16 protein-coding genes are annotated in these 22,804 nt (G+C 69.5%); 8 read left to right on the top strand and 8 right to left on the bottom strand.

Annotation, left to right across the window (positions count from 1 at the left end):
- Nucleotides 1–110 precede the first annotated feature (110 nt).
- Nucleotides 111–938: an SDR family oxidoreductase gene (locus M4D77_RS12490; RefSeq protein WP_259936343.1), complete on the bottom strand. Its 828-nt coding sequence runs from the start codon at nucleotides 936–938 to the stop codon at nucleotides 111–113.
- A gap of 26 nt (nucleotides 939–964) precedes the next feature.
- Nucleotides 965–2,527: an NAD(P)/FAD-dependent oxidoreductase gene (locus M4D77_RS12495; protein WP_259936344.1), complete on the bottom strand. Its 1,563-nt coding sequence runs from the start codon at nucleotides 2,525–2,527 to the stop codon at nucleotides 965–967.
- Nucleotides 2,528–2,718: 191 nt separating this feature from the next.
- On the opposite strand from M4D77_RS12495, the gene M4D77_RS12500 reads away from it, so the two are divergent.
- A complete protein-coding gene (locus M4D77_RS12500) occupies nucleotides 2,719–3,303 on the top strand; it encodes a TetR/AcrR family transcriptional regulator (RefSeq protein ID WP_240198985.1) in 585 nt (194 codons plus the stop codon).
- Between the two features lie 16 nt (nucleotides 3,304–3,319).
- Here the strand turns inward: M4D77_RS12500 and M4D77_RS12505 are convergent, their stop codons facing one another.
- The 4 genes from M4D77_RS12505 to M4D77_RS12520 all read right to left on the bottom strand — a co-directional run bounded on the left by M4D77_RS12505 (nucleotide 3,320) and on the right by M4D77_RS12520 (nucleotide 8,298).
- On the bottom strand, nucleotides 3,320–3,799 hold the full coding sequence (locus M4D77_RS12505; RefSeq protein WP_259936345.1) for a DUF4383 domain-containing protein: 480 nt from the start codon (nucleotides 3,797–3,799) through the stop codon (nucleotides 3,320–3,322).
- A gap of 103 nt (nucleotides 3,800–3,902) precedes the next feature.
- A complete protein-coding gene (locus M4D77_RS12510; RefSeq protein ID WP_259936346.1) occupies nucleotides 3,903–5,327 on the bottom strand; it encodes a condensation domain-containing protein in 1,425 nt (474 codons plus the stop codon).
- Entirely contained in the window at nucleotides 5,328–6,824 is a 1,497-nt protein-coding gene (locus tag M4D77_RS12515; RefSeq protein ID WP_259936347.1) for a condensation domain-containing protein, read from the bottom strand. It lies immediately after the preceding gene.
- A gap of 16 nt (nucleotides 6,825–6,840) precedes the next feature.
- Nucleotides 6,841–8,298: a condensation domain-containing protein gene (locus M4D77_RS12520; RefSeq protein WP_259936348.1), complete on the bottom strand. Its 1,458-nt coding sequence runs from the start codon at nucleotides 8,296–8,298 to the stop codon at nucleotides 6,841–6,843.
- Between the two features lie 592 nt (nucleotides 8,299–8,890).
- On the opposite strand from M4D77_RS12520, the gene M4D77_RS12525 reads away from it, so the two are divergent.
- The 3 genes from M4D77_RS12525 to M4D77_RS12535 are packed head-to-tail and all read left to right on the top strand — an operon-like array spanning nucleotide 8,891 to nucleotide 11,637.
- Nucleotides 8,891–9,892 carry an ATP-binding cassette domain-containing protein gene (locus M4D77_RS12525; RefSeq protein WP_259936349.1) on the top strand — a complete coding sequence of 334 codons (1,002 nt, stop codon included), beginning with the start codon at nucleotides 8,891–8,893 and terminating at the stop codon, nucleotides 9,890–9,892.
- Nucleotides 9,889–10,719: an ABC transporter permease gene (locus M4D77_RS12530; protein ID WP_065632820.1), complete on the top strand. Its 831-nt coding sequence runs from the start codon at nucleotides 9,889–9,891 to the stop codon at nucleotides 10,717–10,719. Before M4D77_RS12525 ends, M4D77_RS12530 begins: the two co-directional genes overlap by 4 nt.
- A 39-nt stretch (nucleotides 10,720–10,758) precedes the next feature.
- A complete protein-coding gene (locus tag M4D77_RS12535; protein WP_065632821.1) occupies nucleotides 10,759–11,637 on the top strand; it encodes a glycosyltransferase family 2 protein in 879 nt (292 codons plus the stop codon).
- A 28-nt stretch (nucleotides 11,638–11,665) separates the two neighbouring features.
- Here the strand turns inward: M4D77_RS12535 and M4D77_RS12540 are convergent, their stop codons facing one another.
- Nucleotides 11,666–12,997: a glycosyltransferase gene (locus M4D77_RS12540; RefSeq protein WP_223258810.1), complete on the bottom strand. Its 1,332-nt coding sequence runs from the start codon at nucleotides 12,995–12,997 to the stop codon at nucleotides 11,666–11,668.
- A gap of 179 nt (nucleotides 12,998–13,176) precedes the next feature.
- Between M4D77_RS12540 and M4D77_RS12545 the strand changes: the two genes are divergently transcribed.
- The 4 genes from M4D77_RS12545 to M4D77_RS12560 are packed head-to-tail and all read left to right on the top strand — an operon-like array spanning nucleotide 13,177 to nucleotide 18,704.
- Nucleotides 13,177–14,529, top strand: a complete 1,353-nt coding sequence (locus M4D77_RS12545) for a glycosyltransferase (RefSeq protein WP_254661331.1) — start codon at nucleotides 13,177–13,179, stop codon at nucleotides 14,527–14,529.
- Nucleotides 14,526–15,995, top strand: a complete 1,470-nt coding sequence (locus M4D77_RS12550) for a hypothetical protein (RefSeq protein WP_137810065.1) — start codon at nucleotides 14,526–14,528, stop codon at nucleotides 15,993–15,995. The genes M4D77_RS12545 and M4D77_RS12550 overlap by 4 nt, the downstream gene beginning before the upstream one ends.
- 31 nt (nucleotides 15,996–16,026) lie before the next feature.
- Nucleotides 16,027–17,409, top strand: coding sequence for a hypothetical protein (locus M4D77_RS12555; protein WP_068969921.1), 1,383 nt, complete (start codon nucleotides 16,027–16,029; stop codon nucleotides 17,407–17,409).
- Nucleotides 17,406–18,704 (top strand): glycosyltransferase, encoded by a 1,299-nt coding sequence (locus M4D77_RS12560; RefSeq protein ID WP_259936350.1) that lies wholly within the window; start codon nucleotides 17,406–17,408, stop codon nucleotides 18,702–18,704. Before M4D77_RS12555 ends, M4D77_RS12560 begins: the two co-directional genes overlap by 4 nt.
- A gap of 78 nt (nucleotides 18,705–18,782) precedes the next feature.
- Here M4D77_RS12560 and M4D77_RS12565 read toward each other — a convergent pair whose 3' ends face one another.
- Nucleotides 18,783–22,625, bottom strand: coding sequence for a multifunctional oxoglutarate decarboxylase/oxoglutarate dehydrogenase thiamine pyrophosphate-binding subunit/dihydrolipoyllysine-residue succinyltransferase subunit (locus M4D77_RS12565; protein WP_396266580.1), 3,843 nt, complete (start codon nucleotides 22,623–22,625; stop codon nucleotides 18,783–18,785).
- Nucleotides 22,626–22,804: the final 179 nt, after the last annotated feature.

Consider the following 22,804-nt stretch of genomic DNA (forward strand, 5'->3'; position numbering starts at 1 on the left):
GCAACGGGCCGGAACCACCGCTGTGTCGGCCTGCGGCCGACCCTGCCTCGCGCCCCCCCCCCCCCCCGCCGGGGGGCCCCCCCCACGACCCGTGCGCGAACACGGACCTATTACGCCTTCGACAGCGCCCAGCCGGTGAGCTTCGCCGACACCCACTGGTACTTCGAGGCGACGAGACGCACTGCGAGGTCGAGGATCTTGGCGTCGGTGCCGACCAGGATGCGTGCCTTGTTCTTCCGGACGCCCTCGATGATCACCTCGGCCGCATCCTCACTCGTCATCCGGGCGAGGTAGCGGTCGAAGAACGCGGCCGTGGCCTTCTGGTCATGGTCCCCGGACACGGTGGCGTTGCGGGCGATCGCGGTCTTGATCCCGCCGGGATGCACACACGACACCTCCACCGGGTGCTTGGCGATGATCATCTCCTGCCGCAGCGCCTCGGTGAATCCGCGCACCGCGAACTTGGCGGAGTTGTAGGCGGCCTGGCCCGGTTCGGCCAGCAAGCCGAACAACGACGAGGTGTTCACGATGTGCCCGTCCCCGGACGCGATCACGTGCGGCAGAAACGCCTTGGTGGCGTTGACGACTCCCCAGTAGTCGACGTCCATCACCCGTTCGATGTCCTTGAACTCGGTGCGCTCGATCTCACCGTGGTGGGCGATGCCGGCGTTGTTGAACACGACATTGACCACGCCGAAGTGCTCGGCGACGGTGTCGGCGTAGGTGAGTACCGCTTCGCGCTCGGCGACGTTCAGCAGCTGCGAATGCACCTCGGCGCCGGCCTCTGTCACCAGCTTCTCGGTGACGGCCAGGCCGTCGGGGGTGACGTCGGAGATGGCCAGCCGCGCACCGCGGCGCGCGAGCTTGACGGCGATGTCACGGCCCATTCCCGAACCGGCGCCGGTGATCACGACGACCTTGCCGCGAAAGTCCTTCATGTCTTGTCTCCTGTGGGTGGGTTCGGTCAGGCGTTGGCGGTGGCGGGCGACGCGATGTCGTCGCCGGTGGCGGAAGCGGCCGGCACCGCGGGTGCGGCGGATCGCCGGGCACCGCGGGTCACATCGTAGGCGGCGACGTCGAAGGAACGGGTCGTCTGCCGGAACGCGAAGGTGAAGCCCGGCCACAGCGTGGTGATGTTGCCGTTGGCGTCCTTGTACCAGGAGGCACACCCGCCGTTCACCCACACGCTGTTGCGCAGCTTGTGCTGGATTCCGGCGTTGAACTCCTGCTGGGCGGACAGCTTCACCTCGGTCCGGGTGATCCCCAGCGCGCGAGAGGTTTTCAGGTAATCGACGAGGTAGTTCAGCTGCGACTCGATCATGTACACCATCGAGGTGTGGCCCAGCCCGGTCGACGGGCCCACCATCAGCATCATGTTCGGGAAGCCGTGGACGAACGAGCCCTTGTAGCCCTGCATACCGATCTCGTTCCACACCTGCGCGAGGCTGCGGCCGTCCTTGCCGATGATCTTCTCGAACACGGGGGAGTCGGTGACGTGGAATCCGGTGGCGACGACGATCACGTCCACCTCGCGGACGGTGCCGTCCTTCGACACGATCCCGGTCGGGGTGATGCGGTCGATGCCGTCGGTCACGAGATCGACGTTCGGGCGGGCGAGGGCCGGGTACCAGTCGTTGGACCGCAGGATGCGCTTGCAGCCCACCTGGAAGGTCGGGGTGGCCTTGCGCCGGAGCTCGGCGTCGCGGCCGATGCCGCGCAGGATGTTGGCGCGGCAGAGCAACTCGACCGGCTTGAGGGCCTTGGGGGAGTAGGTCAGACCGAACGCGACGACCTCGTTGGCGGCGTAGATGCCACCGCGGACCGCGGATTGGTACCCGGGGATGTTCTTGTAGGCCCAGTGCTCGACGGAGCTGTAGGCGCGCTCGGTGCGGGGGACGATCCACGGGGCGGTCCGCTGGTACACGTCGAGGCGCCCGGCGACCTTCGCGACCTCGGGAACGAGCTGGATCGCCGACGCGCCGGTCCCGATCACCGCGACGCGCTGCCCGCCGAAGTCGTGGTCGTTGTCCCAGCGCGCGGAGTGCACGATCTTGCCCTCGAAGGACTCGATGCCCTCGATGTCGGGGAGGTTGGGCTCGCAGAGCGGGCCGACACCGCCGACCAGGACTCGTGCCCGCACTTGATCGGTCTTGCCGTCCTGCAGGGTGTCGATGATCCAACGGCCCGCGTCCTCGTTCCATGCGGTCCGCGTCACCTCGGTGCCGAAGCGCGCCTTCGCGCCGATTCCGAACCGGTCGGCGACCCCGTTGATGTAGTCGTGGATCTCGGGCTGGTGAGAGTAGGACCGCGACCAGGTGGGGTTCTTCGCGAACGAGAAGGAGTAGAGCTGCGAGGGGACGTCGCAGGCCGCGCCCGGGTAGGTGTTGTCGCGCCAGGTCCCGCCGAAGTCGCTGCCGCGATCGAGGAGGACGAAGTCGTCGAAACCGTTCTGCTTGAGACGGACCGCGGCGCCCAGACCCGAGAAGCCGGCACCGATGATGGCGATCTCTACATCGTTCGTTGTCATGGTGTCACCATAAGGTGGTACTGAACACGTGTCAATAGCTATTGAACAACCCTCAATAGAGGGTAGGCTGGCCGCGTGGCCAGTAGACGAGGATGTGCGCGGTGTCGGTGATCAACGGCAAGACAATCAGCGGCGAGACGACCGGCGACGACGGAGGTGACCACCGGCGCGCGCCGCACAAGCGCACGCGCATGAGTCCCGAGGCACGTCGTGACCAGCTCATCGACTACGGGCTCGCGATGGTCAGGGACCGGCCGTTGGAGGAGATCACGATCGACGCGATCGCCGATGCCGCCGGGGTGTCGCGCGCCCTGCTGTTCCACTACTTCGCGTCGAAGCAGGAGTTCCACGTCGCGATCGCACAGGCCCAGGCCGACCGGATGCTCGCCCGCACCGAGCCGGACGAGTCCCTCGGCGACCCGATCGCCATCCTCTCGGCATCGATGGCCGCGTTCGTCGACTACGTGAGCGAGAACCGCACCGCCTACACCGCGCTGATCCGCGGGGCCTCGAGTTCGGACGCCGCGATGCGCGAGGTCTTCGACCGCACCCGGGAGGTGATGGTCGCCCGCGTGCTCGACCACGCACCCGTGTTCGGGGTCGAGGTGACCCCGGTCGTCGTGATGAGCGTGCACGGCTGGATCGCGTTCGTCGAGGAGACGACGATCCGCTGGCTCACCGCCGAGCCGGTCGACGCCGAAGCGCTCACCCGGGACGAACTGCTCGCCCTGATCACCGCCGCGCTTCCCGCCCTCGCGGCGGCGACGATCCAGTAGAGGCCGGCGACCGGGTTCAGAACCGCTGACCGCCGACCGGTCCCGTGCGGCGGGTGCCGGTTGGGACCGAACGACCGCGCAGGAGCAGGCCGAGACCGACCATCCCGACGCCGAGTACGAAGTGCAGCCAGTTGTCGGCGGTGTTCACCGGGACGAAGTTGGCGGCGCTGTGGTGGTCGATCAGGAGTCCGTACACCCAGAGCACCAGGTACACCGCGCCGCCGGCCACGAGGTAGAGGAACGACGAGGACGCCGTCCGCGCCATCAGGATGCCCGCCACGCCGAAGAGCAGGTGGACGATGTTGTGCAGAACCGACACCTGGAAGATCCCCAGGAGGGCGGCCTCGGAATGATGGCCGGCGAAGGTGAGGGTGTCGTAGCCGGTGGTGATGCCCGGGATGAAACCCAGGATGCCGACGAGTAGGAACACCGCACCGACCGCCAGTGCCGCGATCTGGATGGGTGACCGGGCGGTTCGCGCGTTCGCAGATGTCATGAGAGCCGACCTCCGGAAGAGACCTGGATCGTCGCGGCGGGTTCTTCACCACGGCAGGGGACGACTGGGGAGTATCCCCCTCGCGACCTCTCAAACCTGGTGGTCAGAGACCGACCACGTGCGCGGTGTCCGCGCCTCCGTCCAGCTCCTCGATGTCGGTGTCGCCGGCCGCCGCCAGTTCGACGCCCGCCCGCAGGGTGCGGATCAGCTCGTCGGTGAACCGGCGGATGGTGCGATGCGCGGTCAGCGTGTCGGGGTGCCGGGCGCGCAGCGCGAGTCCGTCGTCGGTGCGCGAGATCCAGAACTGCGCGTCGTCGGCGGTGGTCGCGTTCGAGATGTGGTGGGCGTCGATGGTCCGGTGCCGGTCGGCGCCGGGGAGCAGCCGGTAGTCGACATAGGACACCATGAAGATGTCCGAACGGGTGCGACGGAGTCCGCCCATCGCCTCGATCACCTGTGGGACGGGAACCTCGCCGAGCGTGACCGCGCGGCGGAGTTCGGGCCCGGTACGCCGGATCGTCTCCAGCAGATCGCCGGTGCCCACGACCCGCAGCGGGGCATTGGTGGTGAACCATCCGACTGCGTTGCGCCACCTCTCTTCCCGTCGCGTGTGCATCGGGAACAGAAGTGGCAGTTCGGGTCCGCCGCCGCAGCGGCGCACGGCGTCGGCCATCGCGGCCAGCGTCCCGCCGAACACGCTCGCGCCGCTGCGCCGGCACAACTCGGCGAACTGCTCCGTCTCCCGCCGGCCGAGGAGTGCGCGCACTTCGGTGGCCTGTGGCGCGGTGGCGCCGGGTTCGACCCCGAGATCCAGCGGGAAGGTGGGCAGTGTGCCGTCCCGGTCGTCGAAGAACCGGAGCCATCGGCGCATCCGCGGGTCGGACAGTGCGACCGGGGGCGCTTGTGACTCCGCGGCGCAGAAGTCGACGAAACTCCCGCTCATCGCGAGGGCGGTGGGATCGAAAAGCTGGCCGTGCCAACGGTATCCGTCGTACAACCGGTGCAGGTCGTCGATGACGATGGAGATCGAGTAGGCATCCACATGGGAGTGGTCGAATCCGCAGATGATCGTCGACGCGTCGTCGCGGTCGATTGCCGCGAACAGGAACGCGGGGTAACCGAAGGGGTGACACGCGTGATCGAGGGTGTCGCGAAGCCGGTCGCGTAGGACGGTGTCGGCGGTCGTGTCGACCACGCTGCCGAGGTGCAGGACCAGGTCGTCCGGATCGTATGCGTGTCGCCGGATTCCCGCGGGCCCCGCCGAGAACGACGACCGCAGGGTGCCGTGCCGGGCGATGAGCGCCCGGTAGGCGGACCCGAGCGCCGCACGGTCCACGCGCCCGCGGACGGTGAACGCGGCGGCCAGCCACGTACTCGAGTCACCGGCCGTGGCCAGGTGCACGGTCTGGTTGAACGACGGTGGTACGTCGGACATCTCGGGCCGGGCGGCCGAGACGTCCACGGTCCAGGTCAGCAGCTCGCCGGCGGGTGGGCAGTAGCGATCGATGGTGGTGACGTGCACGCCCACTCACGCTCCTCTGCGTAGCGCCGTGTCGGTGGCCGGGGCAGCTCGCCCGGAACCGGCCGCCGGTGCCTGGATTCGCCGATCGCCGGTCGCGGCGATGTCGGTCATGATGTCGCGTAGCCGCTCGTAGTAGGGCCGGGCCACCGACTCGGCGAAGGGCGTGCCCGGGATCTGGCTACCCAGGTAGAGCTCGTCGTGATCGCGATTGATCCACGCCGACGCATTGGCCGTGCGCCCCTCCCCGGTGAACAGCGCACCGCGCCGGAAGGCCTCGCGCGAGGTGCCGGGGAACCAGCGGAAGTCGATGTACGACAACAGGTTCGGTGCGGTGATGATCGCGTCCGGGGTGGCCCCGGCGGCGGCGATGGCGGCCAGTGCGGCGGCGACCGGGACGCCGGCCAGGTCACGAGCGCGGCGACGGGCCGCATGGGCCGCCGGGATGAGTTCGGAGAACGTCGACGCGCCGGCGAGGGAGAACTCGACCGGGGCGAAGTTGCAGAACCATCCCTGCGACGTCGCGTACCCGTCGAGCGCGGCACGCGTGTTGAACACCGTCATGCCGTAGTAGTCGTCCGCGCCGGCCAGTTCGCGGTCGGCGACGGCGATGGCGGCGTAGATGCCGTCGACGAACCGACCCCCCGCCGCCCGGCAGGCGGCGTCGAAGGCGACGATGCCGGCGCGATCGAGCAGTGAGACCTCGACCCCGGCCACCTGCGCTGTCTCTCCCGGACTCAAGCCGAGGTCCAGTGGGAAGCGCGGCATCTGCAGGTCGTGGCGTCGGAAGATGTCCTGCCATTCCCTGGTCTGGGGCGACCCGGCCAGGTGCACGGCAGTCACCTCGGCTTCCGCGGCCGCATAGGCGAAGTAACTCCCGGCGGCCGGCGTCGCGGGGTCCGGCTCGGGGTGGCCGTGCCCGTTCGGCCGGATCAGTTCGGCGTAGATCTGCGCGATCTCGTCGAGGGCGAGGGCCTGTGAGGCGCCGTCGGAGAGCGCGTGATCGCACGCCAGGAAGATGGCGAAGCCGCCCGGGCGGCGGATGGCCCCGAAGGCGAAGCCGGGGAAGGAGTCGCTCGGGGTCTCGCGGTCGAATCGGTCGACGAGATAGGGGTGGATGTCCTCGGTGCTCGCCAGTTCGCGGTCGACGTGTGCCTCGAACTCGATGTCGGACGGGTCGACGACATGGGCGGTGACCTCTCCGTCGCGGCATTCGAACCAGGTGCGCAGCACCTCGTGTCGCCGGACGAAGAGCGTCAGGGCGGTCCCGAGTGCCACGGTGTCGAGGTCGCCGTCGATCTCCGTGCCCGATCCCAGGTATCCGCGATGGGTACGGCCCGCGGCCCGGGCCACCGCAGCACCGCGGACGTGGTTCTGGGCCAGGAAGGTCACCGGTGCGGTGTGGACGGGTGTGGCCGCCGCGGCCTCGCGGCACGCCTCGGTCGGATCGAATCGCACGGCGGTCCCCGGTTGTGGGCGCCAGTTGCCCATGGCCGTGATTCTCATCGGGTCCTCTCGTCGGTCATGCGGGGCGGGCGCCGTCGATCGCGGTGGCGCCGGCGAAGTTCGCGTGGGTGTAGGAGGACAGGGGCAGTCCGGTGCCGGTGGTGGCGAGTGCTCGCAGCACTGTCGCGTAGGTCGTGAGGAGGTCGCGGATGCTCGCGTCGGCGGGGTCATGGCCGGGATGTCGGGCGGACAGGGTGATCCCGCCGGGTACACGCGCGATCCAGAGGTAGACCTCGCGGTCCGACCGTGAGCCGCCCCGCAGGATCTGCGCGCGGGCCGCCTCCCATTCGGCCGCCCCGGGGACGTGGCGGATGTCGAGATACGACACCACGAACTCGGGTTCGCCGCCGCTACCGAGCAGTTCGACGATGCGCTGATAGGGGAAGGACGGCAGATGGCGCACGGCGTCGATGGCGGCCGCGGTCGCGTCGAGCGCGTCGTCGAACGTGTGGGCGGCGGTGAGGTCGACCTCGAGCGGCGCCAGACCGACATACCAGCCGACCGACCCGGCATACCGTGCCTCGGATCGGGTGTGCATCGGCATCGTGAGCCGCAGCGTGGCCCGGCCGGTGAGTGCGCGGAGGGTGACCGCGAGGGCGGCGAACACCGCGGTCTGGGTACCGTGTCCGCGCGCACGCGCCGCCGAGGTCATGAAGGTCGCCTGGTTGTCGGTGGCGACATACTCGGAGATGCCGCGCTGGCGCGGGGTGCGCGCACGGTCCCGGGTCTGCAGGTGCGGACGGACCAGCGGGAGGTCGAAGCCCGGGGTCTCGGCGGAGCTGTCCAGGAAGGTGCGCCATCGTGCGACGACGGGGTGATCGACGGTGAGTCCGAGTCCCACCGCCCGATCGTGGACGCTGAAGTCGAGGTGGCTGCCGACCTCCGCCATCTCGGTGGACGAGCCGCGCCGTGGGGAGAGGTAGAGCCGGCGGATCTCGCTCATGCTCAACAGGATCGAGTACGCATCCATCACCACGTGGTCGGCGGCGAAGGCGACGGTGAAGCCGCGCTCGGACTCGATCGTGGCCACGATGCAGTGCGGCCACCGCGTCGGCGCGAGCCTGGTGTCGAAGACCGCGGTGAGCAGCTCGCGGACGTCGTCCCCCGAGTCGAATCCGCCGACGGCCTCGGCGTCGACGCCGAGGTGCGCTCCGCGGTAGGTACGCCGGCCGTGGTGCGGGTCGTCGGCCGTCGGGTCCGAGGTCGAGCGGAGGGCTTCGTGCCGGGTGATCCACCCGCGCAGGCACGCATCGAAGTGCTCGTCGTCGAGATCGTCGTCGATCTCGAAAATCGCCCCGAGCCAGGAGGTCTCGTCGGAGTCGCAGGCGGTCGACCGTCGTATCGAGGCGGACTGGTCGTAGGTGAACGGTCGCGGATCGGTGTGCCAGCCCGCGGAATCCGCGCGTGTGGTCGGTGTCCAGATCGTCACCGTCCCGGGCGGGACGGGATAGTCGGACAGTTCGGTGAACTTCATTCGCGGTCGTCCATGCGTCGGTCATCCGTTCTCGGGCCGCGACGCCATGCCATGCCTTCGCCGGCATGGCCCCCCGGCCCATGAGTTCTGATCTGAGACAACAGGAATCGCCCGTACCCCGATGCACGCGCACGACCTTGTCCGACGACGTCTCGGAGGTCTCTCCGGTCGAACGGACCGCATCACGGCCGCCTGTGTCTGAACCGAGCCTAAGCGGTCACATCGGACATGTGCAGCGGCAGGAGTCCGTGAGCTTCATCACGGGGACGGTGTCCAGGTGTGCACGGACGCACCGCCGGTGTCGGAATCGCGCTGCGAGACAGAGGTTTTTAATCTGAATTGGGTGTTCGGCCTTGCGGTCAAGGGTGTTTCGTTGCGTTCATGTAAAGAACTGATGACGAGCGGTTGCCGCACAGGGGTGGCATCGGAGGGAATGCGCGGTCAGGCCGGGTTGTGCCGAAATGCATTGCCGGGCAGCACGGTATGCCGGGACAGGTCACGTTGCGGCACCCGGGGAGCTCACCTACCGTGGGGCCGAGCAGGGCGCCGGGAGTGGGCCCGTTCGAAGTCGACCACACGCATCGGGGGTGCCATGTCCACGACCGTCCCGGCCATCGAGGCCCACGGTCTGACCAAGCAGTACGGCGGGACGCGTGCGGTCGACGCCGTCGACCTCCACGTACCCGCGGGCGGGGTGTTCGCCCTGCTCGGAACCAACGGTGCGGGCAAGACCACCACCGTGCGCATGCTCGCGACCTTGCTGCGCCCGGATGCCGGGGACGCCCGGATCTTCGGGCACGACGTCGTCGCGGAGGCGACGGCGGTTCGATCGCTCATCGGGGTCACGGGGCAATATGCCTCGGTCGACGAGGATCTCACCGCCCGTGAGAACCTGATGATCTTCGGTCGTCTGATCGGGTCGTCGCGCCGCCGCGCCCGGGTCCGTGCCGACGAACTGCTCGAGGAATTCGGGCTGGGGGCGGTCGCCACCCGCCGGGTGGGGCACTTCTCCGGCGGGATGCGCCGGCGCCTCGATCTCGCGGCTTCGCTGATCACCCGGCCTCGCCTGCTGTTCCTCGACGAGCCGACCACCGGACTCGACCCACGGACGCGGGCGCAGATGTGGCAGACGGTTCGTGAGATGGTGGCGCGCGGTTCGACCGTGCTGCTGACCACCCAATATCTCGACGAGGCCGATGAACTCGCCGATCACATCGCGGTCATGGATCGCGGCCGAGTGGTCGCCGACGGGACCGCCGACGAATTGAAAGCCGGAGTCGGCGACATGAGTGTGAAACTCGAATTGGCCGATGCGGACGATCTGATCGCCGCGGCAGAGGTGTGCGCGCCGTTCACCGCGAACGGCGAGGCAACGATCGCGCGCGGCGAGGGCATCCTCGTACTGCCCATGTCCGACATCGACCCCCTCGCCGACATCCTCGGTGCGCTCCGCGCGCGCGGGCTCGGGCTGACCTCGGTCAACGTCGTGCGCCCGACCCTCGACGAGGTGTTCTTCGCGCTGACCGACGGGGGCGACCCCACGCGATCGGCACCGATGGCGGCACAGGCGGATTCGGCGGGAGCCCGCGCATGACCACCGGTTCCCTGCAGCCGAGCGCACTCGCCGCCGGCGACGCCCCGGCCGAATCCCACGACCGGGTTCGGCCGACCGCCGCGGTGATGCAGTCACTCACCATGACCCATCGTGGCCTGCTGAAGATCAAACACAACCCGCAGCAGCTGTTCGACGTCATCGTGCTTCCCATCGTGTTCACAGTCATGTTCTCCTCGATCTTCGGCGGCGCGATCGCCGGGAACGTGGTGGGCTACCTGCCGCTGCTCATTCCCGGCGTACTGGTCCAGGTGTGTGTCGCGGCGTCGGTGGTCACCGGCGTCCAGCTGCGCGAGGACCTCGATCGCGGGGTGTTCGACCGGTTCAAGTCGCTGCCGATCGCGCGCATCGCGCCGCTGGCCGGCGCACTGGTGGCCAACACGTTGCGGTATGTGGTGGCCTCGGCCATCACGGTCTGCGTCGGGGTGATCATGGGGTACCGGCCGGCGAGCCCCGTGGGGGTCGCGGTCGCCTGCGTCCTGATCGTGGTGGTGGCATTCTCGCTGAGCTGGATCTTCGCGCTGCTCGGCGTCCTGCTCGACAAGGCGTCGACCGTCCAGGGCGTCTCGATGCTCGTGCTGATGCCGATCACCTTCGTGTCGAACGCCCTCGTCCCGATCGACACCATGCCCGGGTGGATGCAGGCCTGTGCGTCGGCGAATCCGGTCTCCCATCTCGTCACGGCGGCGCGCGGACTGGCCGCGGGCGAGGACGTGGGAACCGACATCGCCTACACGCTCGTGGGCGCGGCGGCGGTCCTCGCCGTCGTGGTGCCGGTGACCCTGCGGACCTACATGCGGCGGACCTGAGTGTCCGCACCGAACCGATCAGCGCAAGGAGTAGCCATCATGGGCACGCCGCTCACCTTCTCGGTGGTCGTCCCGGTCTTCGACGAGGAGGACACGATCGGCGACTGCCTGACCCGCCTGGCCGCACAGTTCGACCAGATCACCGAGATCGTGGTGGTGGACAACAACTCGACCGACGGCGGCCGGGCGGTGATCGATGCCTGGTGTTCGGCTGATCCCCGTGTCCGGGTGATCGACGAAGTACGACAGGGGTTGGTCTACGCGCGCAACACCGGACTCGACGCCGCGACCGGTGATCTCATCGCCCGCATCGACGCCGACACCCGGGTGCCGCCGGACTGGGCGCGGACGATCGTGGAGTTCTTCACCGCGGATGTCCGCGGTGACTGGGCGGCCCTGTGCGGGCGAGGGGAGGCCTACGACGTGCCGCTCGCCGGCAGGTTGGACCGGTGGAAGACCCGGCTGCACCCGCTGAACAGGTTGCGGGGCGAGCAGTCCGTGTCCGAGGTGCCTGTCCTGTACGGCTCGAACATGGTGCTGCGCCGTGCGACCTGGGTGCGGATCCGGGACCGTGTCAGCATGCGCCGCAACATCTTCGAAGACGTCGACATGGGACTGTGTGTCGGTGACGCCGGGGGTCGGAACGCGTTTCTCCGCTCGCTGACCGTCGGGGTGTCACCGCGCCGGATGGAGACCGGCATGGTGCCGTTCGTCCGCTACATGAGTTTCCTGCCGCGCACGTTCCTGCTGCACCGTCGCTTCGGGTTGGCAGCGGGTTCGGCGGCGGTGTACGTGCCCGCAATCACGGTCGCGCATGCGCTACGACTCGTCGTGTTGCGGTCCTACGACTCCCGGACCGGGCGTGTCGACCCGCGAAACCTGTTGCGGGGCGGTGGTTCCGATCGAGTCCTCCCATAGGGTCGGGCGGTCGGTCGGCGTTCCGGGATCAGCCGGCGCCGCGCACCGTCGTGACAAGCATCGTGTCCTCGACGATGTCGGCCGCCGCGTGTACGGCCTCGTCGGGGGCGATGAGCCGACTGCGGAGCTCGGCGGACCGTCCCCGGACCTCGGTGTCCAGGATCGTGTCGAGGGCGCCGATCAGCGACTCCGCTGTCACCCGCGCCATCGGCAGCGTGGCCCCGACAGCGGCCTTGCTCACCGCCCGGCCCCAGATCGGCTGATCGGCGCCGACCCACGTGATCAGCGTCGGCAGGCCGGCACGCAACCCGGCGGCCACCGAACCCGCGCCGCCGTGGTGGACCGCGGCCCGACACCGCGGCAGCACGGTGTCGTGATCGACGTGTCCGACGACGCGGATCGCATCCGTGAGTCCCGATGCTTCGGATTCGGATGTGGCAGAGCCGGATTCGGTCGACATGAAACCGCTCCAGCCGCCCGACACCAGCAGGCGGATCCCGAGTCGCCGCGCTGCGGTCCGGAATGCATCGGCCAGACCGTCGGGGTCGGCGGGCAGCATGCTGCCGAAGCCGACGTACACCGGGGCGTCGCCGGCGTCGAGCCAGTCGGCCAGCGTCCCCGCTCCCGAGGCCCCGTCGAGTCCGGCGTCGCCCACCCCGGCGCGTTGCGCGGCCGCAAGGGTGAAGAACCCGACCAGCGGCCGGCGCCGGCCCCACTGGGTCGCGAGTCCGTCGAAGAGAGCCGGATCGTAGGCCTGGATCTCGGGAACGCCGGTACGGCCGATGAGTTCGGAATACGGGTGGTTCAGCGGCGACAGTCCGAGATCGGCCCGCAGCGTGGTCTCCGCCGAGCGGGTGGCGAGCCACAGGGCGCGTTCGGCGACGCGCCAGCTCAGGTCGTTGACGATCGCCGGGGCGTCGATGCCCAGGTGCGCGAGCAACGACACCGAGCTGTTGCGCCGGATGGGGCAGTAGTGCAACGGGATGTGGGGGATGCCGAGGACCGCCGAGACATTGTGGGCGCGTTCCTGACCGGCGCTGCTCGCGATGATCGCATCCGCGCCGTCGGCGAGTTCGAGCAACCGCTGCTGCATCGCCCGGCCGTCCCGCACCGACATCGCCGACACCGCACGCAACCGGGTCCGGGGGTTCTTCGACCGCATGTCCTCCCGGACCATCTCCGAGTCGAGCAGGGCACGGGTGCTCGACCCGTACGACTCGGTGGGAACCCCTGCGCCGCTGCCGAAGTCGACCAGGTCGGGTGGCAGCGCGAGAGTCGCCGTATGGCCCCGGCCCACGAGCTCGGCGGCCAGGGCGACGGCCGGCTGGGCATCGCCGCGACTGCCGTTGACTGCGATCACGAACCTCAACGTCGAACCCCTCACGTCTGGGTGCGGTCGGATGGGCGACCCGTGCCCGGCGGTGGCGGATCGGGACCGATTCTAAACACGGTCGGCCACCGCGGCGCGCGGCCGGAGACCGGGATCACCACCCGGCCGGGGGCCGGGATCACCGGGCGGTCGGCATGAGGATCTCGTTCGTGATCAACGGAACCCGCGGGGACGTCCAACCGGCGACGGTGCTGGCCTGCGCGCTCGCGCGGCGCGGACACGACGTCCGTCTCGGGGTGCCGCCCAACATGATCGGGCCGGCTCTGGATTGGGCAGACGGCATCACCGGGCTCGAGGTCGTGCGTCTCGGCGTGGACACCCGGGCCCACCTCGAGTCGGTGGCGCGAGCCCGGAAGCAGGCCGGCCGTCATCCGCTGCGACGGCTGCGCGTGCTGCTGTCGCTCCGGAACGCCGGGTGGGACCAGCTCGTCTCCGACATGGCCGAGGTCGTCGACGCTGCCGATGTCATCGTCACGGGATTGATCACCGAACAGCCCGCTCTCGCCTTCGCCGAGTCCGCCGGCGTCCCCCTGATCTCCCTTCATCACGCGCCGGTGCGGCGTAACAGTCGGGTCGCACCGGTGCCCGGTCACCTCCCGGGCGGACCGCGTGCCGTCCGGACGCAATGGGCCGCCTACGACGCCGCGTTCGCCGTCCTCACCCGACGGCGTGAGCGCCGGCTGCGCATGCACCTCGGGTCGCCCGGGTCGTCGGCTTCCTACGCCGCCCGACTGCGGGCAGCGCCCGGCCTCGAATTGCAGGCCTACGACCCGATGTTCGGCGTAGAGCACGAACGCAGATGGACCGCCGACTCCGCGGTTCGTCGTCGTCCGACGGTCGGTTTCCTCGGATCGCCGGCAGACCAGCCCGTCGCCGGGTCCGACGCGCTCACGTCCTGGCTCGACGCCGGGGACGCCCCGATCTATGTCGGATTCGGGAGCATGCCGCTGCGGGGAGAGGCGGCCACCTTACGCGTCGTCACCGAACTCGGTCGGCGGCTCGGTCGACGAGTCCTGGTGTGCGCCGGCTGGACCGAACTGGACGCCGAGGTCCGGGCCGAGATCGCATCCGAGGCGGTGCGGATCGAGTCCCAGGTCGATCACCGCACGGTCTTCGGCCGATGCGCGGTGGTGGTCCACCACGGCGGCGCCGGAACCACGGCGGCCGTTCTGCGCGCGGGCCGGCCGTCGGTCGTCTGCTGGTACGGCGCGGATCAGCCGTTCTGGGGCGCCGAACTCGAACGCCTGGGGGTCGGCGTGGCGATGCCGATGGCCCGCGCGGGACGGGACCTGGACGTGGACCGGTTGACCGACGCCGTCGCGTCGATGCTCGATCCCGCAGCCGCCGAGCGGTCCGGACGGCTCCGCGACGCCCTGGTGGCCGAGGATGTGGCGCTCGGGGACGCCGTGCGCGAGATCGAGCGTTCGGTGACAAGCTCGAGCACGGGGCCACGGCTCCCACAGGGACCACACAGTCACAGCGCAACGAAGGTGGACGTATGACGACGACGAAGTCGCCCATGGCCGAACAACCCGACGCCGGGCGGGCACCGGGTCTGCGTGGCCTCGCAGCCCGGCTCCGCGACGAGCGGGCGGCGATCCGAGGCGAGCGCCTGACCTCCGAGGACGCCCCGTTCTGGTTCGTCACGCCGGCACTCGGCTGGTCGGTGGTGCTCCAGCTCGTGTGGGTGTTCGACGAGGAGGTCTCGATCGAGACGCTGACCGCGATGAACGCCGCGTTCGCGCGAGGGCGCCTCAACCGCATGCTCGTCGTACCGGATGTCGTCGGAGCCCGCCCGCGGTGGATTGCCGCGCCCGACGCACCCGGGCTGGCCGCCGACAGCCGACCGGTGCCGGAGGCGAAGATCGACGACTGGGCGACCGCCGAGATGTCCTCGGTTCCCCTCGACGCCGAGGGCGGGCGGTGCTGGCGCCTGCGGTCGGCGCCCACCGCGTCGGGTGGAACGGTGGTGTCCCTCTGTGCCCTGCACGTCGTCACCGACGGTCGCGGCATGCTCGCGGCGGCCGCCGAGGCCGCCTCGGCGTCGGAGGTGCCACTGGCTCGCGACGCGGACCGGGCGTCCGGGGCCGATCTTGCGGCGACGACGCGTCCGCCGGTCTCGTGGCGGCGGCAGCGGATCGGCGACCTCGCCGACGCCGGGTCGCAGGCCGGCGCGGTCCTCGCCGGGCTCGTGCGGGCGGCACTCGAGCAGCGCAAGGCCGGTGGCCCCGAACCCGACCCGCGTCCGGTCCGCGCGCCGATAGCCGAACGGTCGCCGGCCGCCGACTTCACCTGGGCGACCGCGACGGTCCCCGCGACGGACTTCGACCGGGTCGCCGCCGAGCACGACGGCACCGCGAACACGCTGTTCATCGCGGTGGTCAGCGGCTTGCTGCGCTCCAGTGGCCATGCGCCGCTGCCGAATCCGATCAAGGTCGGGGTGCCGGTCGACCGTCGTGAGAGCGAGGCGGACACCCGGTCCAACCCGATCGCCGGTGTGTCGGTGTACCTCACCGACGAGCCGGTCGCCGGTGGCGATCTCGGCGGGATCCGGGCGACGTGCAAGGCGGCTTTCGTCCGACTGTCGGAGGGCCGCCGGGCACCGCACATCCACCTGCGGCCGTTGGCCTGGTTCCTGCCGCCCGCGGTCATCGTGAAGCTGGTCAGCGCGGGCAACGGGATTCCCGACGCGGTGATCTCCAACCTCGGCGACATCCCCCCGGAGGCGACGGTGCTCGGCGGGCGGTCGGCGCGCAAGGTCGCATTCCGCGGCATGGCTCAGGGCGTCGACGCCTCGGTCGGCCAGCGCTTCGGTGACGGCGTCCAGTCGTGGCTGGTCCGCACCCGTGATCAGGTGACCTTCACCGTGCTCGGTTGCGACGAGACGAGTTTTCCCTCCGATGCCGTGGTCGCGGACCTGCTCGACCGGGAACTGACGGCCTGGGGTCTGCCCCATGAGATCTGGTGATCATGACACCTCGTGAAGCTGAGGAGCACACGTGACGGCAACGGCAACCGACACCCGTCCCGCCGAGGTACTCCGCGTGACCGGCCCCGACGAGTCGTACCTGCTCGTCGCGGAACTGTTCGGGATGGGTGCGCCCATCCAGATCACCTGGGTCTTCGACGACGACCCGGGGGACGCGGCGATCGAGTCGTTGTGCGCCGGACTCGCGGCCGGGCCGCTGCATCGTGCGGTGTCGCGCCGTCGGGTCCCGTTCGCCCGGCACCGCTGGGTGCGATCGACGATGCCGGTCCGACCCGGGCCGGTGGCGGTCGTCGAGGCCGACGCCGTCGGGGAGTGGGCCGACGCCGTCCTCCGCGCGAGCCGTCTCGATCCCGTGCGGGGAACCGGTTGGCAGCTCGACTCGGCCCGGATCCGCGGCGGCGGGCGCGCGGTGTCCCTGCTCGCCTCCCACATGATCACCGACGGTCACGGCCTCTACCGGCTGGTGGCCGACGCCGCGGCGGGCCGCACCGCCGGTCTGCCCGCTCCCGTCAGCGGACACTCTTGGGAGGCGGTCCGCGCCGACGCCGCCGACGCCGCCGAGTCGGTGCGCGCAGCCGCCCGATCAGCGCGAATCCTGATCCGCGAGGCCCGGGCGGCGCGAGGCACCGACACCGGGTCCGCCGACACCCGATCCGCGCCGGGATCGTCGCGTACCACGCGTCCGGCGAGACCACGGTCCGCGCCCGAGCCGGACACGACGCTGGCGACGGTCGACGTCTCGGCAACCGAATGGGCCGCGCGCGCCACCGAGCACGGCGGTACCGGCAACTCCCTGTTCACCGCCTTGCTCGCCGGTATCGTGCACCGTTCGGGTCGCCCGCTCGACGGTCCGATGAAGGTGTGCATCGCGGTCAGCAAGCGGGACGGCGACGACGACAACCGCGCCAATGCGTCGGGCGGGGTGTGGATCCGCCTTGCCGACCCCGTCGAACCGGACACCGACCTCACCGCCATCCGGTCATCGAGCAAACGGGCCTTCGTCGACTACGCCGAGTCCGGGGCCGATCAGGCCGCCGACAACCTGCAGCCGATCGTGCGCATCCTGCCGAGACGACTCATCGGTCGGTTGATGCGCGGAATCCCCGGACCCGACACCACCGTGTCGAATCTCGGGGCCACGCCCGACTCGGCGATGCGGATCGGCGGTCACACGGCTTCCCGGTTCGCCATCCGCGCGGTGATGCAGGGGATGCCCGCCCAGGAGCGGCGCGAACGCGGCCCGGCGGTCGCCGCCTGGGCGGTCACCTACGGCGACACCGTCACGCTCACGTTCTTCGGCATCGACCCCGACGATTTCGGCGATCCCGTCCGGCTGCGCACACTGATCGCCGACGAGTTGACCGCCTGGCGGATCGGACATCGATTCTGGTGACGCCGGCACACATCGCGATCGTTCTGTACGGCAGCCGGGGCGACATCCAGCCCGGTATCTGCCTCGCCCTCGAACTCCAGGTGCGCGGCCACCGCGTGAGCGCCCTCGTCCCACCGAACCTGGCCGGTCTCGCGCGGGCAACGGGCGTGCGGGACGTCCACGAGATCGGCCTCGACTCCGGCACCGCGTGGTCGTCGGAGGACGCGCGGTCAGCGCGCAACAGTCGTAACCCATTGGCGCGGATGGCGTTTGCGCTGCGGACGGTCCGCGGCGGATTCGACGCCCTGGACGCCGCCCTCGAGCGACTCTTCATCGCGGGTACGGCGCCGCTGCGCGACACCGACCTCCTCGTCGTCGCGCCGCTGTGCCAGGACCGCGGGCTGGCGGTCGCCGAACATCTGGGCATCCCGCTGACCGTGCTGAGATACGGCCCGATGTCGGAGAACGGACTCCTCGGCGCCGTACCGGGACTCACCGACAGCTGGTCGCCGGAGTGGAAGCGGCGCTCCTGGCGCCTCGCCGACCGGTTGACCTGGGCCGCGACCGGATGGAACGAGAATCGGTTCCGGCGCCGGCTCGGGCTCGACCGGGCTCGGCGACCGCTGCCGGTGCGGCTGAACGCCTCCGGGATCCCCCAGATCCAGGCCTACGATGCGGAGATGGTTCCGGGCCTCGCCGCGGAGTGGGACGATCGCAAACCCGTCGTCGGATTCTTCGACCTGCCCGCGGGAAGCCGGGCGGGTATCTCCGAGATCGACGCCGGGGCAACCGATCTCGGCCGATGGCTGGCCGCCGGCGAAGCTCCGCTGTTCGTGACGTTCGGCAGCATGCCGATCCTCGACCCGGAGGCTCTGATCGCCCGCTGGCGGACAGCCGCCCGTGCCCAGGGGGTGCGCTGCCTCATCGCCATGGGAGATCCGACCGGAGTCGATCCCGACGACCCGGACGTGTTCTACGTCGCGGGTGTCGACCACGCGTCGGTCCTGCCGCGATGCGCGGCCGCAGTCCATCACGGCGGCGCCGGCACCACCGCGGCGAGTCTGCGGGCCGGCCTCCCCACCCTGGTTTGCGCGGTCACCGCCGATCAGCCGTTCTGGGGTGAACGGGTCCGTGCCCTGGGCGTCGGGGCGGCCGTCCGGCTGTCGAGTTTCACCGACGACGACGCGCGCGCGGGTCTCGCGGTCCTGTTCGACGACGGAACCCGTTCGGCCGCTGCTGCTCTCGCCCGCCGGATGACGCCCGCCGACAAGGCCGTCGCGGCGGCCGCCGACATCTGCGAAGCCCGGCTGACCTAGAACCGGCACCCACGACCGCTCAGACGACTGCGGCCACCGACCCTCTCGGGTCGGTGGCCGCAGTCGTCGTCTGGCAGGTTACTCGCCGAAGGCCTCGTCGAGGATCTCCTGCTGCTCCACCGCGTGGACCTTACTCGATCCCGACGACGGCGCGGACATCGCGCGGCGCGAGACCCGGCGCAGTCCGCCGAGCACATCCGGCAGCACCTCGGGCAGCCAGAGGCCGAGGAACGGCCACGGACCCTGATTCGCGGGCTCTTCCTGGACCCACCGGAACTCACTCGCGTTGCCGTACTGCTCGAGCGTCTTGCGCAGGCGGCGGTGCGGCACCGGGTAGAGCTGCTCGATGCGCACGACCGCGATGTCGTCGCGCCTCTCCTTGTCGCGTCGCGCGGCGAGTTCGTAGTAGAGCTTGCCGCTCACCAACAGGACGCGCTTCACCTTGCTGCGGTCCGCGCCGTCCTTGAGGAAGTGCGGGTCGTCGATCACCGAACGGAACTTGTCCTCGGTGAAGTCCTCGACCGGGCTCACCGCGGCCTTGTTGCGCAGCATCGACTTCGGGGTGAAGACGATGAGCGGACGGCTGATGCCGTCGAGCACGTGGCGGCGCAGCAGGTGGAAGTAGCTCGCCGGCGTCGACGGTAGCGCCACCGTCATCGAACCCTCGGCGCACAACTGCAGGAACCGCTCGATGCGGCCCGAGGTGTGGTCGGGTCCCTGTCCCTCGTGGCCGTGCGGCAACAGCAGCACGACGTCGGAGAGCTGGCCCCACTTGGCTTCGCCCGAGGAGATGAACTCGTCGATGATCGACTGCGCGCCGTTGACGAAGTCACCGAACTGCGCTTCCCAGACCACGAGGGCGTCCGGGTTGCCGACGGAGTAGCCGTACTCGAAGCCGACGACCGCGAACTCCGAGAGCGGGGAGTCGAAGACCATGAACCGGCCGCCGTTGCTCTCCTCGTCTGCGGGCTGCAGGTGGTTGAGGGGGGTGTACTCCGAGCCGGTGCTGCGGTCGATGAGCACCGAGTGGCGCTGGGTGAAGGTGCCACGGCGCGAATCCTGGCCGGACAAACGCACGGTGCGCCCCTCCATGACCAGCGACCCGAACGCCAGCAGTTCGGCGAACGCCCAGTCGATGTTGCCCTTGCGGGCGGCCTCGGCGCGACGCTCCAGGACCGGCTTCACACGCGGGTGCGGGGTGAAACCGTCGGGCACGTTGACGAACGCGTCGCCGATGAGCTCGAGCGTCTTGCTGTCGACCGCGGTCACCAGCTTCGTCGGCAGCGTCTGGTCGGCCTCGACCGAGGGCGACGGCTCGACACTGAACTTCTCGAGTTCCTTGACCTCGTTGAAGACGCGCTCGAGCTGTCCCTGGTAGTCGCGCAGAGCGTCCTCGGCCTCCTTGGTCGAGATGTCACCGCGGCCGATGAGGGCTTCGGTGTAGCTCTTGCGAACGCCGCGCTTGGTGTCGATCACCTCGTACATCGCCGGCTGCGTCATCGACGGGTCATCGCCCTCGTTGTGTCCGCGACGGCGGAAGCACACGAGGTCGATGACGACGTCCTTGTGGAACGCCTGGCGGTAGTCGACGGCGAGCTTCGCGGCCCAGACGCAGGCCTCGGGGTCGTCGCTGTTGACGTGGAAGATCGGTGCGCCGATCATCTTCGCCACGTCGGTGCAGTACTCGGTCGAGCGCGAGTGTTCCGGTGCGGTGGTGAAGCCGACCTGGTTGTTCACCACGATGTGCACGGTGCCGCCGGTGCGGTAACCGGGCAGCATCGCCATGTTGAGCGTCTCGGCGACCACACCCTGACCGGCGAACGCCGCGTCGCCGTGCAGCATGAGCGGGAGGATCGGGAAGCGATCGTCCTCGTCCATGAGGTCCTGCTTGGCGCGGACCAGACCCTCCAGCACCGGGTCGACTGCCTCGAGGTGGCTGGGGTTGGCGGTCAGCGACACGTTGATCTCGTTGTCGCCGAACATCTGGTAGTACTTGCCCTCGGCGCCGAGGTGGTACTTCACGTCGCCCGATCCGTGCGCCTGCGACGGGTTCAGGTTGCCCTCGAACTCGGTGAAGATCTTCGAGTACGGCTTGCCGACGATGTTGGCGAGCACGTTCAGACGGCCGCGGTGCGGCATGCCGATGACCACCTCGGAGAGGCTGTGCTCGGCGCTCTGGTCGATGACCGCGTCCATCATCGGGATGACCGACTCGGCGCCCTCGAGCGAGAAGCGCTTCTGCCCGACGTACTTGGTCTGCAGGAACGTCTCGAAGGCCTCGGCGGCGTTGAGCTTGCTCAGGATGTACTTCTGCTCACCGACCGGCGGCTTGACGTGCTTGATCTCGACGCGCTCCTGCAGCCACTTCTGCTGCTCGGGCTCGAGGATGTGGGTGTACTCGACACCGACGTGCCGGCAGTACGCGTCGCGCAGGATCGACAGCACGTCCCGCAGCTTCATCTTCTCCTGGCCGTGGAACCCGCCGACCTTGAAGCTGCGGTCGAGATCCCACAGCGTCAGCCCGTAGTTCTGGATGTCCAGATCCGGATGGCTGCTGCGCGCATCGCTGTCCATCATGAGGGGATCGATGTCGGCCATCAGGTGGCCGCGGCTGCGGTAGGCCGCGATCAGCTCGAGGACGCGGGTGCTCTTGTCGACGAGGCCGGCGGGCAGGTCGCGACGCCAGCGGATCGGCTCGTAGGGGACGTGGAACGCGGTGAAGATCTCGTCGTAGAAGGCGTCGTCGATCAGCAGCTCGTGGATCGTGCGGAGGAAATCGCCCGACTCCGCGCCCTGGATGATCCGGTGATCGTAGGTCGACGTCAGCGTCATGAGCTTGCCGACGCCGAGTTCGGCGATCTGCTCGTCGCTCGCGCCCTGGAACTCCGCCGGGTACTCCATCGCGCCGGCGCCGATGATGGCGCCCTGGCCCTTCATCAGGCGCGGCACCGAGTGCACGGTGCCGATGGTGCCCGGGTTGGTGAGCGAGATGGTCACACCGGAGAAGTCGGCCGCGCCGAGCTTGCCGTCGCGCGCGCGACGGACGATGTCCTGGTACGCCGTGTAGAACTCGGCGAAGCCCATCGTCTCGCATTCCTTGATCGCGGCGACGACCAAGGTGCGGTTGCCATCCTTGCCGACCAGGTCGATGGCCAGGCCGAGGTTGGTGTGCGCGGGTGTGACGACGTTCGGCTTGCCGTCGATCTCGGCGAAGTGCCGGTTCATGTTCGGGAACGCCTTGATGGCCTGCACGATCGCGTAACCCAGGATGTGGGTGAAGCTGATCTTGCCGCCTCGGGTGCGCGCTAGGTGATTGTTGACGACGATCCGGTTGTCGATCATCGCCTTGGCGGGCACCGCACGGACGCTGGTGGCCGTCGGGATCTCCAACGACAGCGCCATGTTCTTCGCGATGGCCGCGGCGGGACCGCGCAGGACCTTGTTGCCGTCGGCGCTCTCGGACTTCTGTGCGTCCGACTTCGCGGACCCGGACTTCTGGGCCTCGGGCGCGGCGGCCTTGCCCGCCTCGGGCTTGGGCTGCGAGCGGGCCGACCCGTCACGGCTGGCGACGCTGTGCCCCGACGCCGCCTTCGTGGCGGTCGACTCCTTGGCGGGGGTGGGTTTGCGCGGTGCCGTGCGCGCCGGGGTCTGATCCAGGGTGACCTGCTTGCGCGGCGTGGTCTCGGTGGCCGGCGCGGAGGTGTTGCGTGACGACCCGTTGGTCGACGCACTCGTGGTCGAGGAGGAGGACGAGGTGGCCGCTGTGGTGGCCGAAGTCTTTGCGGCAGTGGGCTTTGCGGAATTCGAGGGCGGAGCGGCGGCCGGGGCGGAGCCACCGTTGTCGCCGGGTTCGTAGTTCTTCAGTAGTTCGTGCCAACTCGGGTCGACCGAGTTCGGGTCTTCTTTGTATTGCTGGTACATTTCCTCGACCAGCCACGTGTTCTGTCCGAAGTCTGAAATCGAACTGCTGCTCACAGCGGTATCTCGCCTCAATTCCCTGAAGGTGCCGGGTTCTCTGCCACGCGTCGTCTCTTGTGGAGACTATCGGTGAACCACCTGACGATGCTACGCGTCGTCGACTCGCTCACACCTACCGACCT

The sequence above is a fragment of the Gordonia sp. p3-SID1431 genome, assembly GCF_025143765.1.
Taxonomy (GTDB): Bacteria; Actinomycetota; Actinomycetes; order Mycobacteriales; family Mycobacteriaceae; genus Gordonia; species Gordonia hongkongensis.

Coding starts and splice junctions, on each gene's coding strand:
- M4D77_RS12490 (WP_259936343.1), bottom strand. CDS start 938: ATGAAGGACTTTCGCGGCAAGGTCGTCGTGATCACCGGCGCCGGTTCG.
- M4D77_RS12495 (WP_259936344.1), bottom strand. CDS start 2,527: ATGACAACGAACGATGTAGAGATCGCCATCATCGGTGCCGGCTTCTCG.
- M4D77_RS12500 (WP_240198985.1), top strand. CDS start 2,719: ATGAGTCCCGAGGCACGTCGTGACCAGCTCATCGACTACGGGCTCGCG.
- M4D77_RS12505 (WP_259936345.1), bottom strand. CDS start 3,799: ATGACATCTGCGAACGCGCGAACCGCCCGGTCACCCATCCAGATCGCG.
- M4D77_RS12515 (WP_259936347.1), bottom strand. CDS start 6,824: ATGAGAATCACGGCCATGGGCAACTGGCGCCCACAACCGGGGACCGCC.
- M4D77_RS12520 (WP_259936348.1), bottom strand. CDS start 8,298: ATGAAGTTCACCGAACTGTCCGACTATCCCGTCCCGCCCGGGACGGTG.
- M4D77_RS12525 (WP_259936349.1), top strand. CDS start 8,891: ATGTCCACGACCGTCCCGGCCATCGAGGCCCACGGTCTGACCAAGCAG.
- M4D77_RS12530 (WP_065632820.1), top strand. CDS start 9,889: ATGACCACCGGTTCCCTGCAGCCGAGCGCACTCGCCGCCGGCGACGCC.
- M4D77_RS12535 (WP_065632821.1), top strand. CDS start 10,759: ATGGGCACGCCGCTCACCTTCTCGGTGGTCGTCCCGGTCTTCGACGAG.
- M4D77_RS12550 (WP_137810065.1), top strand. CDS start 14,526: ATGACGACGACGAAGTCGCCCATGGCCGAACAACCCGACGCCGGGCGG.
- M4D77_RS12565 (WP_396266580.1), bottom strand. CDS start 22,625: ATGTACCAGCAATACAAAGAAGACCCGAACTCGGTCGACCCGAGTTGG.